This is a genomic window from Mesorhizobium sp. M1328, assembly GCF_040318075.1.
In the GTDB taxonomy this organism is placed as follows: Bacteria; Pseudomonadota; Alphaproteobacteria; order Rhizobiales; family Rhizobiaceae; genus Mesorhizobium.
The window spans coordinates 59,546-82,192 of record NZ_JAMYLO010000006.1 but is presented as its reverse complement, the minus strand read 5'-3'; the positions used below and the strand labels follow the sequence as shown (position 1 = coordinate 82,192).

General features: G+C 62.7%; 22 protein-coding genes. 5 read left to right on the top strand and 17 right to left on the bottom strand.

The window, feature by feature from the left end:
- Positions 1-27: 27 nt before the first annotated feature.
- Positions 28-309 carry a hypothetical protein gene (locus NKH23_RS14400; protein WP_023721174.1) on the bottom strand — a complete coding sequence of 94 codons (282 nt, stop codon included), beginning with the start codon at positions 307-309 and terminating at the stop codon, positions 28-30.
- Positions 310-438: 129 nt separating this feature from the next.
- On the opposite strand from NKH23_RS14400, the gene NKH23_RS14395 reads away from it, so the two are divergent.
- Positions 439-1,302 (top strand): SDR family NAD(P)-dependent oxidoreductase, encoded by an 864-nt coding sequence (locus NKH23_RS14395; RefSeq protein WP_352912772.1) that lies wholly within the window; start codon positions 439-441, stop codon positions 1,300-1,302.
- Positions 1,303-1,353: 51 nt separating this feature from the next.
- On the opposite strand, the gene NKH23_RS14390 is transcribed toward NKH23_RS14395, so the two are convergent.
- The 3 genes from NKH23_RS14390 to NKH23_RS14380 form a co-directional block, all read right to left on the bottom strand.
- Positions 1,354-1,785, bottom strand: a complete 432-nt coding sequence (locus NKH23_RS14390; protein WP_352912839.1) for a low affinity iron permease family protein — start codon at positions 1,783-1,785, stop codon at positions 1,354-1,356.
- Positions 1,786-1,872: 87 nt separating this feature from the next.
- Complete coding sequence (locus NKH23_RS14385; protein WP_352978544.1) at positions 1,873-2,514, bottom strand: DapH/DapD/GlmU-related protein; 642 nt, start codon at positions 2,512-2,514, stop codon at positions 1,873-1,875.
- A gap of 96 nt (positions 2,515-2,610) precedes the next feature.
- Positions 2,611-3,099: a CreA family protein gene (locus NKH23_RS14380; RefSeq protein ID WP_352912770.1), complete on the bottom strand. Its 489-nt coding sequence runs from the start codon at positions 3,097-3,099 to the stop codon at positions 2,611-2,613.
- A gap of 207 nt (positions 3,100-3,306) precedes the next feature.
- Between NKH23_RS14380 and NKH23_RS14375 the strand changes: the two genes are divergently transcribed.
- Both NKH23_RS14375 and NKH23_RS14370 read left to right on the top strand, forming a co-directional pair.
- A complete protein-coding gene (locus tag NKH23_RS14375; protein WP_352912769.1) occupies positions 3,307-3,885 on the top strand; it encodes an SCO family protein in 579 nt (192 codons plus the stop codon).
- A gap of 11 nt (positions 3,886-3,896) precedes the next feature.
- Positions 3,897-4,769, top strand: coding sequence for a 50S ribosomal protein L11 methyltransferase (locus NKH23_RS14370; protein WP_352912768.1), 873 nt, complete (start codon positions 3,897-3,899; stop codon positions 4,767-4,769).
- Between the two features lie 39 nt (positions 4,770-4,808).
- Here NKH23_RS14370 and NKH23_RS14365 read toward each other — a convergent pair whose 3' ends face one another.
- A complete protein-coding gene (locus NKH23_RS14365) occupies positions 4,809-5,012 on the bottom strand; it encodes a hypothetical protein (RefSeq protein ID WP_353034992.1) in 204 nt (67 codons plus the stop codon).
- A 174-nt stretch (positions 5,013-5,186) separates the two neighbouring features.
- On the opposite strand from NKH23_RS14365, the gene NKH23_RS14360 reads away from it, so the two are divergent.
- Positions 5,187-7,031: an aminopeptidase P family protein gene (locus NKH23_RS14360; RefSeq protein ID WP_352912766.1), complete on the top strand. Its 1,845-nt coding sequence runs from the start codon at positions 5,187-5,189 to the stop codon at positions 7,029-7,031.
- On the opposite strand, the gene NKH23_RS14355 is transcribed toward NKH23_RS14360, so the two are convergent.
- The 3 genes from NKH23_RS14355 to NKH23_RS14345 all read right to left on the bottom strand — a co-directional run bounded on the left by NKH23_RS14355 (position 7,021) and on the right by NKH23_RS14345 (position 9,249).
- Positions 7,021-7,905: a LysR family transcriptional regulator gene (locus NKH23_RS14355; RefSeq protein WP_352978540.1), complete on the bottom strand. Its 885-nt coding sequence runs from the start codon at positions 7,903-7,905 to the stop codon at positions 7,021-7,023. The two genes, NKH23_RS14360 and NKH23_RS14355, sit on opposite strands and share 11 nt — an antisense overlap.
- 322 nt (positions 7,906-8,227) lie before the next feature.
- On the bottom strand, positions 8,228-8,524 hold the full coding sequence (locus NKH23_RS14350; protein WP_352465131.1) for an AzlD family protein: 297 nt from the start codon (positions 8,522-8,524) through the stop codon (positions 8,228-8,230).
- Complete coding sequence (locus NKH23_RS14345; protein WP_352575100.1) at positions 8,521-9,249, bottom strand: AzlC family ABC transporter permease; 729 nt, start codon at positions 9,247-9,249, stop codon at positions 8,521-8,523. Before NKH23_RS14345 ends, NKH23_RS14350 begins: the two co-directional genes overlap by 4 nt.
- Positions 9,250-9,489: 240 nt before the next feature.
- On the opposite strand from NKH23_RS14345, the gene NKH23_RS14340 reads away from it, so the two are divergent.
- Positions 9,490-10,287: a class I SAM-dependent methyltransferase gene (locus NKH23_RS14340; RefSeq protein ID WP_353034990.1), complete on the top strand. Its 798-nt coding sequence runs from the start codon at positions 9,490-9,492 to the stop codon at positions 10,285-10,287.
- Between the two features lie 119 nt (positions 10,288-10,406).
- Here the strand turns inward: NKH23_RS14340 and NKH23_RS14335 are convergent, their stop codons facing one another.
- From NKH23_RS14335 to NKH23_RS14295, 9 genes are all read right to left on the bottom strand, one after another.
- The gene (locus tag NKH23_RS14335) at positions 10,407-11,099 is read right to left on the bottom strand and encodes a DUF2461 domain-containing protein (RefSeq protein WP_352716794.1); all 693 of its coding nucleotides are present in this window, start codon (positions 11,097-11,099) and stop codon (positions 10,407-10,409) included.
- Positions 11,099-13,306, bottom strand: a complete 2,208-nt coding sequence (gene ligA, locus NKH23_RS14330) for an NAD-dependent DNA ligase LigA (protein ID WP_352912762.1) — start codon at positions 13,304-13,306, stop codon at positions 11,099-11,101. The genes NKH23_RS14335 and ligA overlap by 1 nt, the downstream gene beginning before the upstream one ends.
- A gap of 240 nt (positions 13,307-13,546) precedes the next feature.
- Entirely contained in the window at positions 13,547-15,220 is a 1,674-nt protein-coding gene (recN, locus tag NKH23_RS14325; RefSeq protein WP_352912761.1) for a DNA repair protein RecN, read from the bottom strand.
- A 13-nt stretch (positions 15,221-15,233) separates the two neighbouring features.
- On the bottom strand, positions 15,234-16,103 hold the full coding sequence (locus NKH23_RS14320) for an outer membrane protein assembly factor BamD (protein WP_353034988.1): 870 nt from the start codon (positions 16,101-16,103) through the stop codon (positions 15,234-15,236).
- A gap of 204 nt (positions 16,104-16,307) precedes the next feature.
- Positions 16,308-17,255, bottom strand: coding sequence for a UDP-3-O-acyl-N-acetylglucosamine deacetylase (lpxC, locus tag NKH23_RS14315; protein ID WP_352912760.1), 948 nt, complete (start codon positions 17,253-17,255; stop codon positions 16,308-16,310).
- A gap of 279 nt (positions 17,256-17,534) precedes the next feature.
- Positions 17,535-19,205, bottom strand: coding sequence for a cell division protein FtsZ (gene ftsZ / locus NKH23_RS14310; protein ID WP_352912759.1), 1,671 nt, complete (start codon positions 19,203-19,205; stop codon positions 17,535-17,537).
- 67 nt (positions 19,206-19,272) lie between these two features.
- Positions 19,273-20,580 carry a cell division protein FtsA gene (gene ftsA, locus NKH23_RS14305; RefSeq protein WP_023721196.1) on the bottom strand — a complete coding sequence of 436 codons (1,308 nt, stop codon included), beginning with the start codon at positions 20,578-20,580 and terminating at the stop codon, positions 19,273-19,275.
- Positions 20,577-21,518, bottom strand: a complete 942-nt coding sequence (locus NKH23_RS14300; protein ID WP_352716805.1) for a cell division protein FtsQ/DivIB — start codon at positions 21,516-21,518, stop codon at positions 20,577-20,579. The genes ftsA and NKH23_RS14300 overlap by 4 nt, the downstream gene beginning before the upstream one ends.
- Positions 21,506-22,432, bottom strand: a complete 927-nt coding sequence (locus tag NKH23_RS14295) for a D-alanine--D-alanine ligase (protein ID WP_292664390.1) — start codon at positions 22,430-22,432, stop codon at positions 21,506-21,508. The genes NKH23_RS14300 and NKH23_RS14295 overlap by 13 nt, the downstream gene beginning before the upstream one ends.
- Positions 22,433-22,647 lie beyond the last annotated feature (215 nt).

Below are 22,647 nucleotides of genomic sequence, written 5' to 3'. Positions count from 1 at the left end.
CCGAGTTTTATCGGGATGGAACAGGCTCTAGCCTCGCATTTCCTTCAGCTTTTCCGCTACCGAAGCGGCTAGGTCGGCGTAGCGCTCCTCCAGCCGCTCGGCCGCCTTGATCACTGAAAAATCGTGGCCGAACTTTTCCAGCGCCATACGCAGCTTTTCGACGAACTCCGCCTGTTTTTCGAGCGCCGAAAACAGCGTTTTCACTTGCGCTTCGCTGATGTCGGGATTGGCAAGCATTTGCGGCACTTCGCGGCTCATCTGGTCGCCGGTTGCGGTCTGTTCTTTCAGGATCTCGATCCAGTCGGTCAATCGTCAGTCTCCTTTTTCGATATCAGCATGCGCAGCGCCCGCCGACGCGGTCAACCCGAAGATGGCGGCATCGGCTTGCGCGAGCCTCGTTCCGCGCTAAGTTCGCCGCGGCCAGAACAGGAGAAAATCATGACCACCGACGCCGAGATCCAGACCGCCCTGCCCGCACTTGCCTCCGGTAATGTCGCCGTCATCACCGGCGCGGCCAGCGGTATCGGCCTCGCCGCGGCCAAACGGCTGGCGGCGATGGGCATGAAGATCGTGCTGGCCGACATCGGCGGCGCACGCCTCGATGAGGCCCGACACGCGGTCGCCGCCATCGCCGGCGACAGTGCCGTGCTTGCCGTTGCCACTGACGTCTCGAAAGCCGACGAGCTCGACCGTCTGGCCGAAAGGACATTCGGCGCCTTCGGCGACGTCTCGCTTCTGATGAACAATGCCGGCGTCGGCAACAACCCCGGCAAGCCCTGGGAGAACCGCGAGGCCTGGAAGCGGCTGCTGGACATCAATTTCTGGGGCGTCGTCCATGGCGTCGAGGCCTTCGCGCCGCGCATGCTGGCGGCGGGAAAACCTGGCCTGATCGTCAACACCGGCTCCAAGCAAGGCATCACCACGCCGCCCGGCAACCTCGCCTACAACGTCTCCAAGGCTGGCGTGAAGACCTATACCGAGGGCCTTGCACACGCGCTGCGCAACGAGCCCGGCGCCAATGTCGCGGCGCATTTGCTCATCCCCGGGTTTACCTTTACCGGCCTGACCGAAGGTGCGACCGAAAAGCCGGCCGGCGCCTGGACGGGCGAGCAGGTCATCGACTTCATGCTGGCCTCGCTGCGGCGCGGCGATTTCTACATCCTGTGTCCCGATAACGAGGCGACCCGGTCGATGGACGAAAAGCGCATGGCCTGGGCGATTGGCGACATCATCGAGAACCGCCCCGCTCTGTCGCGCTGGCACCCGGACTACAAGGAAGCCTTTGCAGCATTCATGAAATGATCCCGCGGCCGTTCGCGTAGGCTCTGTTGGGAAGCCTAACAACAAGCTCGCTCACGCCGCCGTGTGCTTCTTAGCGTTGCGCTTCTTAGCCACGGCTTTTGCTGCGGCCATGTCGGCGATCTGTTCGTCGTGCCGCTTCGCCGCACGTTCACATTTCGCGCGGATTTCCTCGACTTCGGATTCGGTCAGGTGTTCGATGCCGATAAAGGTATTCTTGGCTTTGCTGACGCGGATCAACTCGTCGAGCTTGGCCTGGATCGCTGCACTGTCGCGGTTCTGGGTGTTCTGGATGAGAAACACCATCAGGAAGGTGACGATCGTGGTGCCGGTATTGATGACGAGCTGCCACGTGTCGGAAAAGCCGAAGACCGGACCGCTTGCCGCCCAGACCACAATGATCAGGAAACAGACGGCAAACGTCGGCGGCAGACCGGCAAGATGGGCGATATAGTTGGCGATCCTGGTGAACAGCTTTTCGATCATGGCAGGGAGAAACAATCGGCAGCTGCTTCGAGTTCCCTGCGAGGAGGAATTCACGGTCAAACCGCGCACGCGCCGCGCTCGCAACGATCAGGCGGCGTCGTTTTCCCAGCGGTCGAGGAAAGCCTCGATGGGCAAGGCCTGCATGTCGGGAACTGCTCTGGCCAGTTTCTCGACCGGCCAGTCCCACCAGGCGAGACGTTCGATCCGGGCTGCAGTTTCCGCGCTGAAGCGCTGCCGCACTGGCCTGGCCGGAACGCCGGCGACGATTGCATAGGCCGGCACGTCGCGCGTCACCACCGCGTTGGCACCGACGATCGCGCCATTGCCGATCACTATGCCAGGCATGATCACGGCGCCATGGCCGATCCAGACATCATGGCCGATGCTGACGGCTTTCGCCCGTCGCCGGTCCCGGAATAGCTGATCGACACCCAGCCAGCGGAAGTACTCGTTAGGCCGATAGCTGATCTTGTGCTGCGTCAGCCGCTCGACCGGATGCTCCAGCGCATTGATGCGGCTGTTGGCGGCAATCGAGCAGAATTTGCCGATCGTCGTATAGATCGCCTCGGCGTGGCGCTCGAAGTAGGAGAAGTCCCCAACCATGACTTCACGTAAGATGACCCGCTCGCCGATCGACGCGTAGCGTCCAAGCTTGCACGCCTTCAGCTCCGCCGTCGGATGGATGCGCGGCTCGGGATCTTTCAGGACAAGGTGTTCGGGACGGTCCATGCGCGCGCTTTACGCCCGCGCGCATAGTCTCGCAAGCCGAGTGCAGCGCCGCGCATCCGTTTGGACGCGCCAAGGACCCTGTAGCACCTTAAGTCTTTATTTCGGCTTGCCGCTGGTCCACACCACGTTCTGGCCGTAGAGCGGCACGGTGGTGACCGACATTTTTGCCGAGCCATCCTGCACCTGGCGCGAATGCGACAGGTAGATCAGCGTCTCGTTGGCCTTGTCGTAGATGCGGTTCACCACCTGCTTTTTCCAGATCAGGCTGATGCCTTGCTTGAACACCTCTTCGCCGGCCTCGCTCATGTCAATGTCGCCAATGGTGATCGGTCCGGTCTGGCGGCAGGAGATCGAAGAATCGGACGGGTCCTCGAACCAGTTGCCTTTCTGCAGGCGGTCGATCACGCCACGGTCGAAATAGGAGACGTGGCAGGTCACGCCCTCGACCTTCGGATCCTTGATCGCCTCGACGATGATATCGTTGCCGAGCCAATCGACGCCGACCTTGCCGACTTCCTCGGCGACGGCCGAGCCGGCACCAATGACCAGGCATGCGGCCAACGCGCCGCCAATCAGTTTTCGCAAAGAGGCCTCCTGCGGGTTCGAATTTTGCCGACCTCAGGTGGGACGAACGGCAGCGCTTTGCAAGCAGATCGCCTCCCACAGCATTTGCCGGTTGCGGCAACGCGACATCTTTGCGTCGGCGCGACCGAACCGCTAAGAGTGTTCGCCGAGCCAGGGCCTTCACGGCGCCAATCCGGCGCCCGATGGAAATAACGACGGACTTCACTGATGATGCGTTCAATTCTGGTCGGTATTCTCGTCCTGATGGCCGCCGGAATCGGCTGGCTCACCTTCGACTGGTACCGCGGACACTATGGCGGCGAGCCGTTCGGAGCACCTTTCACGCTGGTCGACCAGAAGGGCGCGCCGGTCACCGAAGCCGCCTTTCGCGGCCACCCCAGCGTCGTCTTCTTCGGCTTCACCCATTGTCCGGAAGTCTGCCCGACCACGCTTTTCGAGTTGGCCGGCTGGCTGAAGACGATGGGCGACGACGGCAAGAACCTGCGTGCCTATTTCGTTACGGTCGACCCGGAGCGCGATACGCCCGAAATCATGAACACCTATGTCAGCAATTTCTCCGATCGCATCCTCGGCATCACCGGCGATCCGGACAAGGTCCACGCCATGGCCAAGTCCTTCGGCATCTACTGGAAGAAAGTCGACACGAACGACGGCGACTACACGATGGACCACACCGCTTCGGTGCTGCTGCTCAATGCCAAGGGCGATTTTGCCGGCACCATTGCCTATGGCGAAAGCCCGGACGCCGCCATCGTCAAGCTCAAACGGCTGGCGGCGGAAGGTTGACATATCCGATAATGACGCAGACGCGTTTGTATTTCACCGCGGGCAAGATCGAGGCTGATCGCATCTTCGCGGCGCTCGGTGCGGCGTTCGACGATGAAGGCCTGCCGATTGCGGTGCTCGAGGTCGACGAGGACCGCGACATCCACGAAGTATCGCTCTATGCCGACGACGACGTCGATGCGGTCGAGGCGCGGCTTAGGGACATCCTTGCCGGTCTGTCATTGTCGAAACCGATAGCGCGCGAAGCGCTGCCCGACATCGACTGGGTGGCGCGCTCGCTGGAGGGATTGAAGCCGGTGCGGGCCGGGCGCTTCGTCGTCCATGGCGCGCATGACCGCAGGAAGCGCCACAGCGGCGAACTCGCCATCGAGATCGAGGCCGGCCTTGCCTTCGGCACCGGCCACCACGGCACCACCGCCGGCTGCCTCGAAATGCTGGAGAAGGTCGTACGGCGCGAGCATCCGCGCAACGCGCTCGACCTTGGCACCGGCAGTGCGGTGCTCGCCATCGCAGTGGCCAAGCTCGCGCATATTCGGGTGCTGGCGACCGACATCGACCCGGTCGCCGTCAAGGTGGCCGCCGCCAATGCGCGGCTGAACCATGTCAAGGGGCTCGTCGAAACGGTGGCGGCGCCCGGTTTTCATCATCCGATCTTTGCCGCGCGTGCGCCCTTCGACCTGATCGTCGCCAATATATTGGCGCGGCCGCTGATGCGTCTGGCGCCGCAAATGGCCGGACATATCGCGCTCGGTGGCTCGATCGTTTTGTCGGGCATCCTCGAGCGCCAGCGCGACGCGGTAATCGCAGCCTATGTCGGCCAGAAATTCCGGCACGTCCGCACCTTGCACCGCGAGGGCTGGGTGACGATTCACCTCAAGCGCTGAGGCGCGACGCTTTCAAGCAAAGCCGGAATTTCCTCAAGCCTAGCGCGAGTTCGCCGCTTTCTTCAGCTGTTCGCGATCGTAGCCGTGAGCTTTCAGCGTTTCGTCGTCAAAGCCAAGCAGAACGCCGCTCACATACCGGCCCGCTTCGCGCTGGCGAGCTTCGATCAGCGCGTTCATGGCGTTTCTGAAAAATCCGCGTCTGGCTGAAATCGTGGACATCATGGTCTCCTTTGCAGGCAGCAAGACACTTTCCTCCACGTTAAGAAGGTAAGTCTTGCTGACGCTTTTTGAAATCGCCGATTTTGCATGGCTCTATGCGCAAAAAGACACCAGTAGCCAGGCATAATCGTTCCGAAAATCGATTCCGATTTTCGAAGTCATGCGCTACGGTCGCGCCAGCATTCGAGGAGAGCCGACATGTTCCAGACCTTCGATTCCGCCGGCGATCCGGCCGTTGGCAAGCCGCGCGTGGCAATGCTGCGCCAATGGTTGGCGGCGAACGGGTTGGATGGCTTCATCGTGCCCCGCGCCGACGAGCACCAGGGCGAATATGTCGCCGACCGCTCGGCACGGCTGAAATGGCTGACCGGCTTCAGCGGCTCGGCCGGCGTCGCCATTGTGCTTGGCGAGCGCGCCGTCATGTTTGTCGACGGGCGCTATACGCTGCAGGTGCGCCAGGAAGTCGATCTCGACATCTTTTCGATCGAGAGTCTTGTCGACAACCCGCCGGCCAACTGGATCAAGGACAATCTCGGCAAGGGCGTGCGGTTGGGCTTCGATCCGTGGCTGCATACGATCAGTGACGTCAAGGCGCTGAAAGCCTCGGCGGAGAAATCAGGCGCGATACTGGTGCCGCTCGAACAAAATCCAATCGACGCCATCTGGCAGGATCAGCCCGGGCCGCCACTGGCGCCTGTCGAGATCCACCCGATCGGCTTTGCCGGCGAACTGGCCAAAGACAAGCTGGTGCGGCTGGCGGCGGCCATCGAGAAGGACGGCGCCACCCATGCCGTGCTGACCGACCCCTCCTCCATTGCCTGGGCCTTCGACATTCGTGGCGGCGACGTACCGCACACACCGCTGGCGCTCGGCTTTGCCGTGCTGGCCGCCGACGGCTCGCATCTGCTTTTCATGGACCAGCGCAAGTTTTCGCGCACCGTCGCGGCCTATCTGACGCAGCTCGCCGAATTGCACGAGCCAGGTGAATTCCAAACGGCGATCGTCACCCGGGCCAAGGGCGGCGCAAAAATCGCGCTGGACCCGGTTCTCGCGGCGGACAAGCTCAGAATGCTGGTCGAGGACAATGGCGGCACCGTCATTGCCGTGCCCGATCCGGCCCGCATTCCACGCGCAACAAAGAACAAAGCTGAGATCGCCGGCGCACGCGCCGCGCATCGCCGCGACGGCGCCGCGGTCGCCAAGCTGCTGTGCTGGCTCGATCGCCAGAAGCCCGGCACGCTCGACGAAATTGCCGTTGTCACCCGGCTTGAGGAGACGCGCCGTCAAACCGGCGAAGAAACGCAAATGCCGCTGCGCGACGTATCGTTCGATACCATCTCCGGCGCTGGTCCTAACGGCGCCATCATGCACTACCGCGTCTCCCGCGCCACCAATCGCAAGCTGGGGGATGGCGAGCTGTTCCTGCTCGATTCCGGCGGGCAGTACCAGGATGGCACCACCGACATCACCCGCACGGTGCCGATTGGCACGCCGACCGAGGAGATGCGCGAGCGCTTCACGCTGGTGCTGAAGGGCATGATCGGCATCTCCATGCTGCGCTTCCCCCAGGGCACGCGCGGCTCCGAAATCGATGCCATAGCCCGCCTGGCGCTGTGGAGACACGGATGCGACTTCGCCCATGGCACCGGGCACGGTGTCGGCTCCTATCTTGCCGTGCATGAGGGCCCGCAGCGTATCGCCAAGACCGGAACCGAAAAGCTGCTGGCCGGCATGATCGTTTCCAATGAGCCCGGCTATTACAAGGAAGGTTCCTACGGTATCCGCATCGAGAACTTGATCCTGGTGACGCCGGCCGAGGCAATCGAGGGCGGCGACATCGCCATGCACGGCTTCGAGACGCTGACGCTGGCGCCGATCGACAAGCGGCTGGTCCGGTCGGACCTGCTGACTCGTGACGAGCTCCATTGGCTCGACGAATACCACGCGCGCGTACTGGCCGAGATCGGACCGATGCTCGACGGCGAAACGCTGGCCTGGCTGGAAAAAGCAACCGCCCCGCTGCCGCACGACTTCAAGCAATAGTCGCGGCCGCAACCCCGGTTGACAGGCTTTGCTCCGCAAGCAGTTCTTGCAAAGCCGTGACATTGGGAGAACTGGCTCCCTTGCGCCAGAACAACACCGTGACGGCATTGTCTTCGTCAGAGGGCAGTTCGTGCAGCTTTAACCAGCGGCTCTCCGGGAAACCCGAAAGGACACTTTTCGGCATCAGCGCTATGCCCATGCCAGCCACCACGCAACCAAGGATGGCATGGTATGAACCAAGCTCGATGGTTTTCTCGGCCATGAACCCTCTGCGCGCATACCATTGTTCCAGCCGCTTGCGGTGCGGGCAGCCGTGCTCGAAGGCTATCATGGTTTTTGGCATGTCCAGGCGGTCGTCGATCGAAACGCGCGATGCCGCCGAGACAATGACCAGCTGCTCCTGGAATGCTGACTGCTTTTCGAACGGAGCGTCGGCGATCGGCTCGGCGGCGAAGGCTGCATCGAGTTCGCCGGCAAGCATGGCGGTCGCGAGAACCTGCGGATTGCCGGTGCGCAACTGGATTTCCACTTCGGGATAACGTGCGTGATAATCGGCGAGCAGACTTGGAAGCCGTGCCGCAGCGGTGCTCTCCATGGCACCTAGGCGAAGCGTGCCGCGCGGGCGTGGATCGAGCATCGCCGTTCGCGCCTCCTCCGCAAGCGCCAGCAGCCGATCCGCATAGCCGACCAATTTGTGACCGGCCGGCGATACGTGCAGGCGCTTGCCCTCCCGGATAAACAGCTGCACGCCGAGATCCTCCTCGAGCTGCCGGATGCGAGTGGTCACGTTCGACTGCACGCGAAACAGTTTTTCCGCCGCCCTGGTGATTCCGCCCTCGCGCACCACCGTGCGGAAGATGCGCAGATCGGCCAAATCCATACATCTCTCCTAGAGAACATAACGATCTTAATTATTCATTTTAGCTGATTATGCCTTTCCCGTAAATCGCCGGTGTAGCTGCCGATCAACACGGCAAACCAGGGGAGATGGAAATGTCGCGTGAGCCCTTCGGCATCCAGCCGATCGATCTAAGCGCATTGACGCCGAAGCAGCGCGAAGCGCTCTATAGCGACGCCGTGCGTTGCGCCCACCAGGAGAGAGCGGAGGCGATCCGGCTGAGCCTGTTGCGGGTCGGCGCGGCAATAGTCGCTACGGCAAAGCGCATATGTGCTCTCGCCGCCAGGGCAAAAGTCGATCAGCCGACGAGCTGCCGCGCGAGGATCAGCACGGCAGCACCCGCCAGGAACATCGCCATCAGGCCGCCGCGCAGTGAGACCAGGCCGGCAACGATCAAGGCGGCCCATTCCGCCGGTCCGGCGCTGAGCGCCGCCGGCGCCACCAGCGTGGTCAGCACCGCCGCCGGCACGGCGTTCAGCCCGGCTTCGACGCGCGGATGGATATGGTCGAAGCGTGAGATCACCAGATGACCGCCGATGCGGGTCAGATAGGTCGCGATCGAAGCGGCGATAATGATCCACAAGGTCGTGCTCATGGCCGTGCCTCCACGCCACTGTGGCGGGGCGGCAGGATGACGGCGAGCAGCACGCCGGCCAGCGCACCGATGGAGACATGCCAGGGCGAGCCGACCGTTTTATAGGCAATGATGGAGGCGGCAGCGCTGGCGACGACCACCGGCAGCCACAGCGGCCGCTTGCGGAAGCTCATGACCAGGCCGAGAAAATAGATCGGCAGCAGGAAGTCGATGCCCAGCGCATGGGTGTCGGGAATAAGCTTGCCGAACATCGCGCCGAGCGCGCTTTCGATGATCCAGAACACATAGACCGGCAGCCCAAGCCCCATATACCACGTGAACCCGACGGTCTCGCCGGCCTCCGCCTTGCGCTCGGCCACCGCGAACTGCGGATCGGTAAGCACGAAGTAGCCTATCGCCTGCTGGATCAGTGGCCAATGCGCGATGCGCCGGCCGATGCCAGCCGAATAGAGCACATGGCGAAAATTCACCGCGAAGATCGACAGCACGATCAGCCACGGCGCGACATGCTGGCCGAACAGCTCGATGCCGACCATCTGGCTGGCGCCGCCGAACACCGTTGCGCTCATCAGGAACGCTTCGAGCACGGAAAACCCGTTGTCGACTGCGAGCGCCCCGAACAGCAACGCAAACGGCGCCGACGCCACCACGACGGGCATGCTGAGCCGTACGCCGTCCCAGAAATCGCTTTTCGCACTGTTTTCGGAGATTGCTTCCGCCGACATCGATCGCTCCTCGGGAAGGCCTATGTAGGGAGGGCGGTCCGGCTTGTCACACCAATTCGCTTGAGGCAAACGATCAGCGGAAATGACAGCTGAAGCGTCGCGGCAAGCGCGCTCCATGCCCAGTGGATAAAAATCAGACGCTTGGCACCTGGGAGGGCATATCCGTTGGCGCCCATCGGTCCTTGCCAAAAGTGGCGGCCACAGACCAGGGCCAGAGGTGGTTCCCCAGAGGTGGTTGCAATGAGCGAATTTTTCATCGATCCAAAATTCGGCCGCCTGGCCTTCGGCGCCGATCCCGGCAGCTATCACGCGACGCGGCCTGGCTATCCTGATTGGGTATTCGAAATTCTATGTGAACGGTGCCGTCTCGCGCATGGCACGACGACGTTCGAGATTGGCGCAGGTACAGGAACTGCTACGCGCCGCTTACTCGAACTGGGCGCGAGCCCTATGCTCGCCATCGAGCCGGATTCTCGCCTCGCGACTTTCCTTTGCGAGACTATTCAGGACAAGGCGCTCTCGGTGAGCGTCTGTGCGTTTGAGGATGCCGTCCTTAAGAAGGCCGGTTTTGATCTCGGCGTCAGCGCCACTGCCTTTCATTGGCTGGATGAGGACACGGCGCTGGTCAAGGTCGCCGAGCTGCTTCGGCCGGGCGGCTGGTGGGCAATGGTCTGGAATGTATTCGGCGACAACAGTCGCCCCGATCCCTTTCATGATGCGACGAAGGCACTGCTTGAAGGGCCTTCGAGCCCTTCGGCGGGCTCAAATGGTATTCCGTTCGCCCTTGATGCCGAGGCCCGCGTGGCGGCGCTGGAGCGAACCGGCGCGTTCGATGCCATCGAACATCGGACAAGTGTCTGGTCGCTCGTCCTCGATCCTGACCAGACGGTCGCCCTCTATGCCACTTTTTCCAATATCAACATCCGCAGCGACCGCGAAGCAATCCTGGCGGAGCTGGGTCGCATCGTCCGCGACGAGTTCCAAGGCTTCATAACCCGCAACATGACCACCAGCCTCTACACTGCGCGGCGCATTTGACCGTCTGATTTATCCGCTAGAGCATTTTGCAGCCAAGTGGAATCACTTGGCGTCGCAGAAATGCGGCTAAAACAGACAGATAGAGGGGGATGCACGGTTCAATTTGAACGCATCCCGCTCTAGCGCGGCGAAGCCTTGCCTTCGATCGCCCTGCCCCAGTCGAGCAGCGGTTTTGCCCGCATGACGAAGTCGATGAGTTCGTCGACCAATCCAGCTCCGTAGATATCCGCCGGCTCGATTGCGTGCCGGACGGCAAAATGCCGGTTGCGGATCGCGGCAGCGAGATCGGGCTCGGCGATATGCTCGAAGCCGCGCGGTGTGCGCTTCATGCAGCCGTCCGGGTCGAACTCGAGACCATTCTTCTTCAGCGCCGCGACGAGGCTGCGGAATTCAGCTGGCCGCTTCGCGATTGCGTTGCGCAGCGCCAGCAATAGCTCCGGTCCGGGCTGCCACCAGGCAATGGCGGCAAAGCAGCGCTCGAGCCCGATATGGACGTAGAACACGCCCTGTTCCATCTTGGTGCCGTCGGGCGAAAGGATCGCCGACAAATGCCGGTTGTAGGGCCGTTTGTCCTTGGCAAAACGCACGTCGCGGTTAATCCGGAACAGCGACTTCTTGCGGTCGCCGCGCAAACCGAGCCCCGCGGCCGTGAAGCGCTCGGAGAGCGTCTCGACCAGATCGCCGAAGGGATCACGTAGGTCCCGCTCGAAAAGATCGCGGTTTTCCAAAAACCACTCCCGGCTCTGATGAAAATCGAGCGCCTTGAGGAAGGGAATGGCCTTTTGCCCAAAACCGTTGAACGCAGCCGCCATCACCCGCCCTTGCCGATCCGCTGCAGCCAGGTGTCCTCGTCGATCACCTCGATGCCGAATTTGGTCGCGTCCTTCAGCTTGGAACCGGCGCCTGGCCCTGCCACCAGGAGATCGGTCTTCGCAGAAACCGAGCCGGCGACCTTCGCGCCGAGACGTTCGGCCATCGCCTTGGCCTCGGGCCGCGTCATCTTTTCCAGCGTGCCTGTAAACACGATCGTCTTGCCGGCAACCGCACTATCGGCTGAGACGTTCACGATGTACGGCTTCGGGTGGACCTGTGTAAGCAGCGCTTCAAGCACGGCGTCGTTGCGTTCATTGCCGAAGAAATCGCGAAGCGCGCCTATCACCGTGTCGCCGATGCCGTTGATGGAAGGAAAAACGGTGTGTGGATCGGCTGCCGCTGCTGTCTCCTTGCCAATGCGGATCAACTCCTCGATCGTCGAGAAGGTTCGGGCCAGCACAGCGGCCGTCGTTTCGCCGATATGGCGGATGCCCAGCGCAAAGATGAAGCGATCGAGTTCCGGTTCGCGGCGAGCGTCGATGGCAGCGAAGAGCTTGTCGAGGCCGTCGTAGTTGCGTTCCTCGACACTGCGTACATTCTTGCGCGTCTTGCCCGATGCGGCCTCACGCTGCCTGGCCTGCTCTTCCCGCCGCTCCGCCAGCGCCTTGGTGACGGCGGGACGGCGGTCCCTGAGAGTGAAGATATCGGCGGCTGTCCTGATCAACCCGGCATTGAAGAACAGGTCTATGTTTTCCGCGCCCAGGCCTTCGATATCCAGTGCGCCGCGCGACACAAAGTGGCGCAATCCTTCGACGGCCTGTGCAGGGCAGATCAGTTCGCCGGTGCAACGTCGGCGGGAATCTTCCTTGCCGGTCTTCTCGTTGATTTCGCGCGTTGCGGGTGAGCCGCAGATCGGACATTTGTGCGGGAATTCGTAGGGCACGGCATCTGGCGGACGCTTGTCGGCGACGACGCTGACGATCTGCGGAATGACGTCCCCTGCCCGCTGGATGACCACCGTGTCGCCGATACGCACGTCATAGCCGTCGCGGATCGGCTGGCCGTTGCTGTCCAAGCCCTTGATGTAATCCTCATTGTGAAGCGTGACGTTCTCCACCACCACGCCGCCGACCGTAACGGGCGCAAGCCGGGCAACGGGCGCCAGCGTGCCGGTACGGCCCACCTGAATGTCGATCCTGAGCACGGTCGTCATCGCCTGTTCGGCTGGAAATTTGTGGGCCACGGCCCAGCGCGGTTCGCCAGTGACGAAACCCCATCTGCGCTGCAATTCCAACTGGTCGACCTTGTAGACGACGCCGTCGATGTCGTAGCCAAGCGATGAGCGCTGGGTCTCGATTAGGTGATAATGCGCGACCAGTTCCTCGACCGATCTTGCCCGGACCATCAGCGGGCTGACCTTGAATCCCCACTCCGCGAATTTCTGCACGGAATCGTACTGGGTAGGAGCCGGATCCTTTGTGGTAAAGCCCCAGGCGTAGGCAAAGAACTTGAGGTTGCGGCTGGCGGTAACGGACGGGTCTTTCTGACGGAGCGACCCGGCGGCCGTATTGCGCGGATTGACGTAATCCTGGCCGCCGATCGCCGCCGAGCGTTGCTTCAACGCCTCGAATTCCGCGTAGGTCATGTAGACCTCACCGCGTATTTCGATGACCTCGGGCCAGCCCGATCCCTTCAAGGTCTTGGGAATGTCGGCGATGGTCCTCAGATTGGCGGTGATGTCCTCGCCAACGGCGCCGTCGCCGCGCGTTGCTCCCTGCACGAACACACCACCTTCATAACGCAGCGAAGCCGACAGCCCGTCGATCTTCGGCTCAGCTGTGAAGGCGATGTCCAGATCCTTGTCGCGATCAAAGAACCGCCGGCCACGTACGATGAAATCGGCGACATCCTGGTCGGTATAGGCCTTGGCGAGGCTGAGCATCGGCACCGCATGACGCACCTTGGCAAAGCCTTCCGCCGGCGGCGCGCCGACCCTGCGTGAGGGCGAATCCTCGCGCACCAAAGCAGGAAAGCGCTGTTCGATGGCGAGGTTGCGCCGCGTCAGCGCATCATATTCCGCATCCGTGATTATCGGCGCGTCCTCGCCATGGTAGCGCCGGTCGTGCTCGGCGATCTCCTGCGCCAACCGCTTCAACTCGCTTGCCGCCTCGCTTTCGCTGAGCGAATCGACTGGTTTTTCGTCCATGCACTGCTCCCTCCACGGTGGCGCGACACAATAGAACAGGATTCTCTCATGAGGGAGAGACCAGACACGGAAAATCATTCCTGAACAGCAGGATGGAGCCATACCCTGACTCCGGTCGCGAGCGCCGGAAACGAACTCTTCTAGAGCAATTCCAGGAAAAGTGTGAAACGGCTTTCCGTCTGGAATTGCGCAAACAAAGTGGTAGAGCGGTTCGGCGTTTCCGTGAAACAATGAACCGCTCTAGGCTGCCGCGGTGTTCTCCCGCAGCAGCCGCTCGGCCGCTGCGCGCGCCTCGTCGGTGATGGTGGCGCCGGCGAGCATGCGTGCGATCTCTTCCTGCCGCGCCGCCCGGTCCATCTCGGCGATGCCGGTCGAGACCCGGTCGGCCCCGCCCGATTTGGAGATCAGGAAATGCGTCGCAGCGCGCGCCGCCACTTGCGGTGCATGCGTGACCGAAAGCACCTGCACGCGTTTTGCCAGCCGCGCCAGCCGCTGGCCGATAGCGTCGGCAACCGCGCCGCCGACGCCGGTGTCGATTTCGTCAAAGACCAAGGTCGGCGCCGAGCCCCGGTCAGCGAGTGCTACCTTCAACGCCAGCAGGAATCGCGAAAGCTCGCCGCCGGAAGCGACCTTCATCATCGGGCCGGGCCTGGTGCCGGGATTGGTGCGCACCCAGAACTCGACCTGGTCGATGCCTTCTTCCATGCGGCTCTCGGCATCGCTTGCGATCTCGACGATGAACTCGGCCCGTTCGAGCTTCAGCGCCGGCAGTTCGGCCATTACCGCCTTGGTCAGCCCGACGGACGCCGCATGGCGAAGCGACGACAGCTGGGCCGCCGTAATGTCATAGGCCTGGCTTGCCGCTGCAGCCTGTTTCTCCAGCGCATGCAGGCGCTCCTCGCCGGCGTCGAGATCGGCAAGGTCGGCAGCCATGGTGTCACGCAATTGCGCCAGGTCATCGACGGCGACGCTGTGCTTGCGCGAGGCGGCACGCAGCGAAAACAGCCGCTCCTCAGCCTTCTCCAGCCGCTGCGGATCATATTCGGTGGCGCGCAGCGCTGCTTCCACGCCCGACTGCGCCGCGTCGAGCGACAGCATCGCCTCGTCGAGCGATTTGACGACATCCTCGAGCAGGCCGGGCGCTTCGGTCACCTTGCGCTGCAGCCGCCTGAGCAGGCTGGCCAGTTGCGGCAAGGGCGAGGACGGACCCGAGAGTACATCCTGGGCGTCGTGGATTTCCGAGGCGATCTTTTCCGCCCGCATCATCGCGGCGCGCAGTTCGGCCAGCTCGGTCTCTTCGCCCGGTTGCGGATCGAGCCTGGTCAATTCGGCAACCGCTGCACGCAGATAATCGGCCTCGCGGGCAGCTGCCTCGACTTTGGCCCGGTGCCGTGAAAATTCTTGCTCGCAGGTACGCCAGTGCCGCCACGCCTCGCCTGTTGCCCGCGCGGCACCCAGATGACCGCCGAAACTGTCGAGCAACTCGCGATGCGCGCCGGGATCGACCAAAGCGCGCTCGTCGTGCTGGCCGTGGATCTCGACCAGCGCATGGCCGACGTCGCGCATCAGCGTCACGCTGGACGGCTGGTCGTTGACGAACACGCGCGTGCGGCCGTCCGCCGTCTGGACGCGGCGCAGGATGATGTCGCCGTCGTCCTCGATGGCGTTCTCGGCGAGCAGCATACGGGCCGGGTGGTTGCGCGGCACGTCGAAGACAGCGATGATCTGGCCTTGCGCCGCGCCATGCCGCACCAGCGAGGCGTCGCCGCGGGCGCCAAGCGCCAGCGACAAGGCGTCGAGCAGGATGGACTTTCCGGCGCCGGTTTCGCCGGTCAGCACCGAAAGGCCGGACGAGAAGTCGATGTCCAGCTTCTCGATCAGAACGATATCGCGGATCGACAGCCTGGAGAGCATGGTGACGCGCCGCTCAGGCGCCGGTGATCAGCTTCCCGGCCTTGGAGATCCACGATCCGGCATTCTCGCGCGGCTCGAGCCCACCACTCTGCAGGAGCTTGTAGGAGTCCTTGTACCACTGGCTGTCGGGATAGTTGGTGCCGAGCACGGCCGCAGCGGTCTGCGCTTCCGACGTCAGCCCCATCGCATAGTAGCTCTCGGTAAGACGCGCCAGCGCCTCCTCGACATGGCGTGTGTTGGAGTAGTTCTCCACGACGTTGCGGAACCGTTTGACGGCTGCGATAAATTCGCGGCGCTCAAGATAATAGCGGCCGATCTGCATCTCCTTGCCGGCGAGCTGATCGTTGGCGAAGCGGATCTTCTCCTTGGCATCGTCGGCATATTCGGAAGTCGGCCAGCGCGTTACCAGGTCCTGCATCGTCTGCGCGGTAAGACGCGCTTCCTTCTGGTCCTGGGTGACGTCCTTGATCTGTCGGTAGTAGCTCAGCCCGATAATATACTGGGCATAGGCTGCATCGTCGGTCGACGGGTAGAGCGTCAGGTAGCGCTTGGCCGAACCGATCGCCTCGTCGTAGTTGCCCTGACGATAGTCGGCAAAGGCACCCATCACCATCGATTTGCGGGCGAATTCGGAATATGGATGCTGGCGGTCGACGGCATCGAATTTGCGGCTTGCCTCCTGCAGTCGCCCGGCATTCAGATTGGCGAGACCCTGATTGTAGAGCACGTCGGCCGGCTCGGTCTGATCGACATAGGTCGACAGATCGACGTCCTTCTCGGACGACATGCAGGCCGACAGAAACAGCGATGGAACGACCACCGAAAGCGCCAGGAAAACAGCCCGCCGCAGCGCCTTCGATTGACCAACTCGCTTGAAAAACATGTTTGGATTCCGCCCTTTCGGCGTCATTTCAGTCGACGGCAGCAGCCATAAACCATAATTGCCTTGCCCGGCAACGCTATCCCCGGCCAATCGCACATTTTTATGGCGGTTTGGCGCCACCTGGAAAGCTGCGTAATTTGGCCGGCCGGTGATGCATCCATGCAACACAGCTTGACCGCAACAGGAGCCGTAAGACCTTAAGAATCAGATCATCCAGGGCGCAAAGACGGGCGCATTGACGGCGCTCATCTCGGCAGTACGCCCGCGCTCGCGGCGCGTCGTCTCAACGATCTCGAAAGCCGAACGGTCGGACAAGAGGCGGCGCAACGCCGCGGCGTTCAGCCTGTGGCCACCGCGGTAGGAGCGGAAGCAGCCGATGAACCGGGCACCGGCGAGCGCCAGGTCGCCCATCGCATCCATCGTCTTGTGGCGCGCGAACTCGTTGGGATAGCGCACGCCTCCCATGTTGATCACACGGTTGTCGTCGCCGATCACCAGGGAGTTTTCCAAAGAGGAGCCGAGCGCATAGCCGGCCGCCCATAGCCGCTCGACGTCCTTCATGAAACCGAAAGTGCGAGCCCGCGCGACGTCGCGGCGGAAAATGTCGGCATTCATGTCGGATGCAAAAAGCTGGCGCCCGATCGCCGGGCTTTCGAAATCGATCTCGATCTCGAAGCGCGTGCCGTCATAGGGCCTGAACTCCGCCCAGCAGGCGCCGTTCTCGATGCGAACCGGCTTGACCACCCTGATGTAGCGACGCTTGACCGGCAGCGTTTCGATGCCTGCTTGGTCAATGGCCTCGACGAACATCACTGCGCTGCCGTCGAGGATAGGCACCTCATGGCCGTCGATTTCGATGACGAGATTGTCGATCCCAAGGCCGAAAAGCGTCGCCATCAGATGCTCGACCGTAGCAATGTGCTCGCCTTGCGGATCGCCAAGCATGGTGCAGAGGTCGGTGGCACCGACCTCGGAGACGAGCGCGCGAAATTCGTGGCTTCCGCTTGCATTCGAAAGCTGGAAGACGACACCCGTATCGGCATCTGCCGGCAGGAAATGGACGGTGACCGGGGTGCCGCTGTGAACGCCGATGCCGGTCAGCGTCGCACGCGATTTAAGTGTCGTCTGATAGTCGTGCAAAACAATCCCCATAGCCCACACTGCCTAGGTCCGCTTCATCCGCCCTGAGGGCGCGGCTCTTGATTGATCGGCAGGCAGGGCCACTTCCCCGAGACTCCCAGCAAACCGACTTTGGTCGGTGGCGAAGATAATGGTCCCGTAGGGAGACTCCAAATCACGGTTTCTTACTCTTTGTAACCGCGGTCCGGAGCGGGAATGCCTCATAAGTCTTTGTTTTAAAATCGCTTTTAATGTTAACAGGCGAACAGTTTCCTGCTCGCCTGTTAACAAATGTTACGAACCGTCAACAGATCAATTGGCCTGTCGGCGCAGGAAGGCGGGAATCTCCAACTGATCGTCTTCCTGGACAGCCCGGCCCTGCGGCGTCAGTCGGCCCTGCTCGTCCAGCTGGCCGCGGCGCGGCGCGTAAAGTTGCGGATCCTGGCTGGCTAGGCGGCGCACTTCCGCCGGCGCCTGGCGCAGTTTCGGTTCGCGCGGCTGCGCCGGCTGCAGCCGTGCAGGCTCCTCTTCGCGGCGGGTCAAGCCGTTGGTCAGGCGCTTGAGCAAGCCCATCGGGCCGCTGTTCTCGTGGTCGGCCGGGCGGGCCTTGGCTTCCACTTCGGCCTTCACCTGCGGTGGGAAATCCTCGACCCGCGGCATGCGCTGGGGTGCTGCGGCAACCGGCTGCGGCATTTCACGATGCGGAGCGGGCTGCATCACTTGCTGAACCGCTGGCTGCATCGTCGGCTGCGGCTGAGCCGGAGGCGCCTGGAAGATCTTGCTCTGCGGGCGGAAGTCTTCCGCATGGGCTACCGGTGCCGGGCGGGCCTGCGCCATCGCTACCGCATTTGCCTCGGCGAGCTGAATGGCCTCGGCGACCGGATCGGCAGCACGTGGTTCATAGATCGGTTGCTGGGCAGCCGCCGGCCGCATTTCCGTGACCTGAGCCGCCGGGCGGCTGACCGGCTTCGGCGGAGCCGTGCGGATGGCGATCGGCGCGGCAGCGATTTCGGCCGCCGATTTATCGATGCCGGTGGCGACCACCGACACGCGGATAACGCCCTCGAGTTCCTCGTCGAAGGTGGCGCCCAGAATGATGTTGGCGTCCTGGTCGACCTCTTCGCGAATGCGCGTTGCCGCCTCATCGACTTCGAACAGGGTCAGGTCGCGGCCGCCGGTGATCGAGATCAGCAGGCCCTTGGCGCCCTTCATCGAGGTCTCGTCGAGCAGCGGGTTGGCGATGGCGGCTTCCGCCGCGGCCATTGCGCGGCCCTCGCCCGAAGCCTCGCCGGTTCCCATCATCGCCTTGCCCATTTCGCGCATGACCGAGCGGACGTCGGCGAAGTCGAGATTGATCAGCCCTTCCTTGACCATCAGGTCGGTGATGCAGGCAACGCCCGAATAGAGCACCTGGTCGGCCATGGCGAAGGCATCGGCGAAGGTGGTCTTGTCATTGGCCAGCCGGAATAGGTTCTGGTTGGGAATGACGATCAAGGTATCGACGCATTTCTGCAGTTCCTCGATACCCATGTCGGCCGTCTTCATGCGGCGCTGGCCTTCGAAGTGGAACGGCTTGGTGACGACGCCGACGGTGAGGATGCCCTTTTCGCGGGCAGCGCGCGCGACGACGGGGGCCGCCCCGGTGCCGGTGCCGCCGCCCATACCGGCAGTGACGAAGCACATATGCGTGTTGGAGAGATGATCGATGATCTCGTCGATGCATTCCTCCGCCGCCGCGCGCCCGACTTCAGGCTGCGATCCGGCGCCGAGACCCTCGGTGACATGCGCACCGAGCTGGATCAGCCGCTCGGCCTTCGACATCGTCAGTGCCTGCGCGTCGGTGTTGGCCACCACGAACTCGACGCCGCGCAAGCCGGCGGTGATCATGTTGTTGACGGCATTGCCGCCGCCGCCGCCGACACCGAACACGGTGATGCGCGGCTTGAGCTCGGTGATGTCCGGCTTCTGCAGATTGATGGTCATTGTCTTCGTCCTTTGCCTTTCCCGCCGCTTCGCCGCCGCGGCCGCCTATGGGGCTGTCCCCGTCAAATTAAAAACTGTCTCTCAACCACTGACTCATTCGATGCAGTTTTCCGCCTGTTCCGGTCATCCGAAGACCGGAAATTCCCTTCGCCGGGCGGCTCTCGAAGCTCGCCATCTGCGGGTAGATCAGAAGCCCGACGGGCGTCGAGAAAGCCGGCCCCTTGGCCGCCTCGGGCAGGCCTGCCACGCCAAGTGGGCGTCCGATGCGCACATTGCGGCCGAGAATGCGGCGTGCTGCTTCGGGCAGGCCAGCAAGCTGGCTGGCGCCGCCGGTCAGCACCACACGCTTGCCGACGGCGTTGCCGTAGCCGGATTTGTTCAGCCGGTCGCGCAGCAATTCCAGCGTCTCGTCGATGCGGGCGCGGATGATGCGCGTCATCACCGAGCGCGGGATCTGCAACGGCACCTCGCCGTCCTCGCCGATCGGATGGATGGAGACCAGGTCGCGGTCGTCGGCACTGCCAGGCAGCGCCGAGCCGTGCATCACTTTCAGCCTTTCGGCGGCATCGAGCGAGGTCGACAGGCCTTTGGCCATATCCAGCGTGACGTGGTTACCGCCGATCGCGATGGCGTCGCCATGGACGAACTTGCCTTCCGAAAACACCGAGATCGTCGTCGTGCCGCCGCCCATGTCGATGCAGGCCGCGCCCATTTCGAGCTCGTCGTCGACCAGGGCGGCTAGCCCGCTGGCATAGGGCGTCGCCACCATGCGCTCGACCGACAGATGCGAGCGGTTGATGCAGAGCTCCAGATTGCGCAAGGGCGCCGCGTCGCCTGTCAGCACGTGCATGTCGACGCCAAGCTGGTCGCCAACCATGCCGCGCGGATCGCGCACACCGCGCTCGGCATCCAGCGAAAAGGCAACGGGAAGCGAATGGATCACCTCGCGCTCGGCCCGCAGCGCCTGCTTGGCGCCGGCGGCAAGCACGCGCTTGATGTCGGCCTCGTCGGCCTCATGGCCGCCGAGATTGATGGTGGCCGAAAAAGCCTCGCTCTTCAGCCGGCCGGCAGTCATGTTGACGATCAGCGAATCGACCGTCAGTCCCGCCATGCGTTCGGCGGCGTCGACGGCAAGACGGATGGCGTGCTCGGCACGGTCGAGATCGATGACGACGCCCGATTTCACGCCTTGCGATTTCTGGTGGCCGATGCCGATCACCTGAATGCGATGCGAGCGTCCGCGCAGCAGCTTGCCATCGTCGCGCGGCTTGAGCTTGGCCACCACGCAGCAGACCTTACTGGAGCCGACATCCAGCACCGTCAGGATGCCGGACCGGCGCGACGAGGCATCGCTATTGCCGCCAAGCCAGCTCATATCTTCGTCTCCGGCTTGCGCTTCAGCATCTTGGGCTTTTCGTCGAGCGCGGCTTGGCGCTGTGTCGCCGCTTCCGGCGTCAACTGGACGACCAGACGATCGGACAGGCGCATGTCGACGGCGGCGATGTCGCGCGTCAAAAGCCCGTTCTCGTGGTCCATCCTGACCAGGTCGGCAATCGCCTGATCCTCACCGTCTTCGGGAAGCTTGATCGTGATGCCGTTTTCAAGCTTGAGATCCCAGCGCCGTTCGCCGATGCGGATATAGCCCTTGATCCGCGCGGCGAGCTCCGGATAATTCTTGATCTTGGCTAGGAAATCCGGCGCTTTGGCCGGTGCGCCGGTGCCAATGATCAGCGGCAGCAATATCTGCTTGCCGCCGGAGAACGGCGCAATGACGGTGCCGGATTTCTCGATGACCGAAAGCGCGCTGCCTTGCTGCCACAGCGCGAACGGCTCGCGTTCCTCGACGCGCACTTCCAGCGTATGCGGGTAGACCTTGCGCACTGCCGCGGCTTCGACCCAGGGCAGCGTGGTGATGCGTTCGCGTGCGGCTTCGGCATCGAAGCCGATCAGCGAGGTCCAGCCGTCGAGTTCCAGCCTGTCGAGAATATCGATCTCGGACGTTTCGCGGTTGCCGACGACCTTGACCTGGTCGACGGCAAAGCCGGTGCGGGCGGTGACACTCTGGACGATGGCGTCGGCATGTCCGCCGAGATAGGCGGCATAGGCACTGCTCGAAATAAGCAATGCTGCCGACAGCATGGCAGCGCAATAGGGCGGCGCTTCGAAGTCGCCTTCGCCGAGGCGCGCCAGCACGCGCACCGGCCGGCGGAGCAGGCGCGGCAGCACGAAATGGTCGAACGACAACGGCATGCCGAACAGCGCCGGCCCGGCCGCGCCCTTCCCCTTGCCCTGTCCCCACTTCAACGCAGACACGAAGCGTCCTCCACCATCCAACTCAACAAATCGCCGAACGAGTGTCCCGCTTGCGCGGCGATTTCCGGCACCAAAGACGTCGGCGTCATGCCCGGCTGGGTGTTGACCTCGAGCCAGACAATTTCGCCGTTTTCGGAGTGACGATCGTCATAACGGAAGTCCGACCGGGAAACGCCCCGACAGCCGATAGCTTGGTGAGCCTTGAGCGTCAGTGTCTGTATTTTTTGGTAAATATTCGGTGAAAGTTTTGCCGGGCATTCGTGTTTTGATCCTCCCGCGACGTATTTTGAATCATAGTCGTAGAAGGAATGGCCGGTCGGGATGATCTCGCAGACACCGAGCGCCACATCGCCCATCACCGCGCAGGTCAATTCCCGCCCGTGCACATAACGCTCGACCATGACCGTATCGCCGTATCTCCACTCGGACGAGCCGATGATCTGCGGCGGATGCGACTGGCCTTCATGCACGATGACGACACCGAAGCTCGACCCTTCGTTGACCGGCTTGACGACATAGGGCGGCTTCATCGGGTGCTTGTTCTGGATGGCGAAGCGATTGGCCACCTTCGATTCCGCCACCGGAATGCCGGCCGCCTTAGCGACCTTCTTGGCCTGTTCCTTGTTCATCGCGAGCGCCGAGGCAAGCACACCGGAATGGGTATAGGGAATTGCTAGGTATTCAAGGATCCCCTGGATGGTGCCATCCTCGCCGAAGGGGCCGTGCAGCGCGTTGAAGACCACGTCAGGCTTGAGCGCGCTGAGCACCGAGCCGATGTCGCGCGAGACGTCGACGCGGGTCACCTGGTAGCCCTCTCCCTCGAGCGCATCGGCGCAAGCTTTGCCCGACGACAGGGACACGGGCCGCTCGGACGAGAATCCACCCAGAAGGACGGCCACGTGCTTGCTTGTCATTCCCCGTCATTTCCTCTCACAGCAGGCCTGCACCATCGTGCATGCCCCGAAAAGCATCGCACGCACTCAAATGCGCCCGAGCAATTTCGCTCCCGTGTTTCCGCAACATTGAGTCCGAGTCTCCCGGCAGGTTGCCCCCCAGACGGAAACGCGAGTAACGCGTCGAAACGACTCAAATCAGGAAACGCTTCAGGGCAGAGAATCAGAGAGTTGAT

Excerpts from the sequence above, each read along its gene's own strand:
- ftsZ (WP_352912759.1), bottom strand. The coding sequence starts at position 19,205 with ATGACCATCAATCTGCAGAAGCCGGACATCACCGAGCTCAAGCCGCGC.
- NKH23_RS14395 (WP_352912772.1), top strand. The coding sequence starts at position 439 with ATGACCACCGACGCCGAGATCCAGACCGCCCTGCCCGCACTTGCCTCC.
- NKH23_RS14375 (WP_352912769.1), top strand. The coding sequence starts at position 3,307 with ATGATGCGTTCAATTCTGGTCGGTATTCTCGTCCTGATGGCCGCCGGA.
- NKH23_RS14295 (WP_292664390.1), bottom strand. The coding sequence starts at position 22,432 with ATGACAAGCAAGCACGTGGCCGTCCTTCTGGGTGGATTCTCGTCCGAG.
- NKH23_RS14320 (WP_353034988.1), bottom strand. The coding sequence starts at position 16,103 with ATGTTTTTCAAGCGAGTTGGTCAATCGAAGGCGCTGCGGCGGGCTGTT.
- NKH23_RS14350 (WP_352465131.1), bottom strand. The coding sequence starts at position 8,524 with ATGAGCACGACCTTGTGGATCATTATCGCCGCTTCGATCGCGACCTAT.
- NKH23_RS14335 (WP_352716794.1), bottom strand. The coding sequence starts at position 11,099 with ATGGCGGCTGCGTTCAACGGTTTTGGGCAAAAGGCCATTCCCTTCCTC.
- NKH23_RS14385 (WP_352978544.1), bottom strand. The coding sequence starts at position 2,514 with ATGGACCGTCCCGAACACCTTGTCCTGAAAGATCCCGAGCCGCGCATC.
- NKH23_RS14390 (WP_352912839.1), bottom strand. The coding sequence starts at position 1,785 with ATGATCGAAAAGCTGTTCACCAGGATCGCCAACTATATCGCCCATCTT.
- NKH23_RS14340 (WP_353034990.1), top strand. The coding sequence starts at position 9,490 with ATGAGCGAATTTTTCATCGATCCAAAATTCGGCCGCCTGGCCTTCGGC.
- NKH23_RS14360 (WP_352912766.1), top strand. The coding sequence starts at position 5,187 with ATGTTCCAGACCTTCGATTCCGCCGGCGATCCGGCCGTTGGCAAGCCG.
- ftsA (WP_023721196.1), bottom strand. The coding sequence starts at position 20,580 with ATGAGCTGGCTTGGCGGCAATAGCGATGCCTCGTCGCGCCGGTCCGGC.
- NKH23_RS14345 (WP_352575100.1), bottom strand. The coding sequence starts at position 9,249 with ATGTCGGCGGAAGCAATCTCCGAAAACAGTGCGAAAAGCGATTTCTGG.
- recN (WP_352912761.1), bottom strand. The coding sequence starts at position 15,220 with ATGCTCTCCAGGCTGTCGATCCGCGATATCGTTCTGATCGAGAAGCTG.
- NKH23_RS14370 (WP_352912768.1), top strand. The coding sequence starts at position 3,897 with ATGACGCAGACGCGTTTGTATTTCACCGCGGGCAAGATCGAGGCTGAT.
- lpxC (WP_352912760.1), bottom strand. The coding sequence starts at position 17,255 with ATGGGGATTGTTTTGCACGACTATCAGACGACACTTAAATCGCGTGCG.
- ligA (WP_352912762.1), bottom strand. The coding sequence starts at position 13,306 with ATGGACGAAAAACCAGTCGATTCGCTCAGCGAAAGCGAGGCGGCAAGC.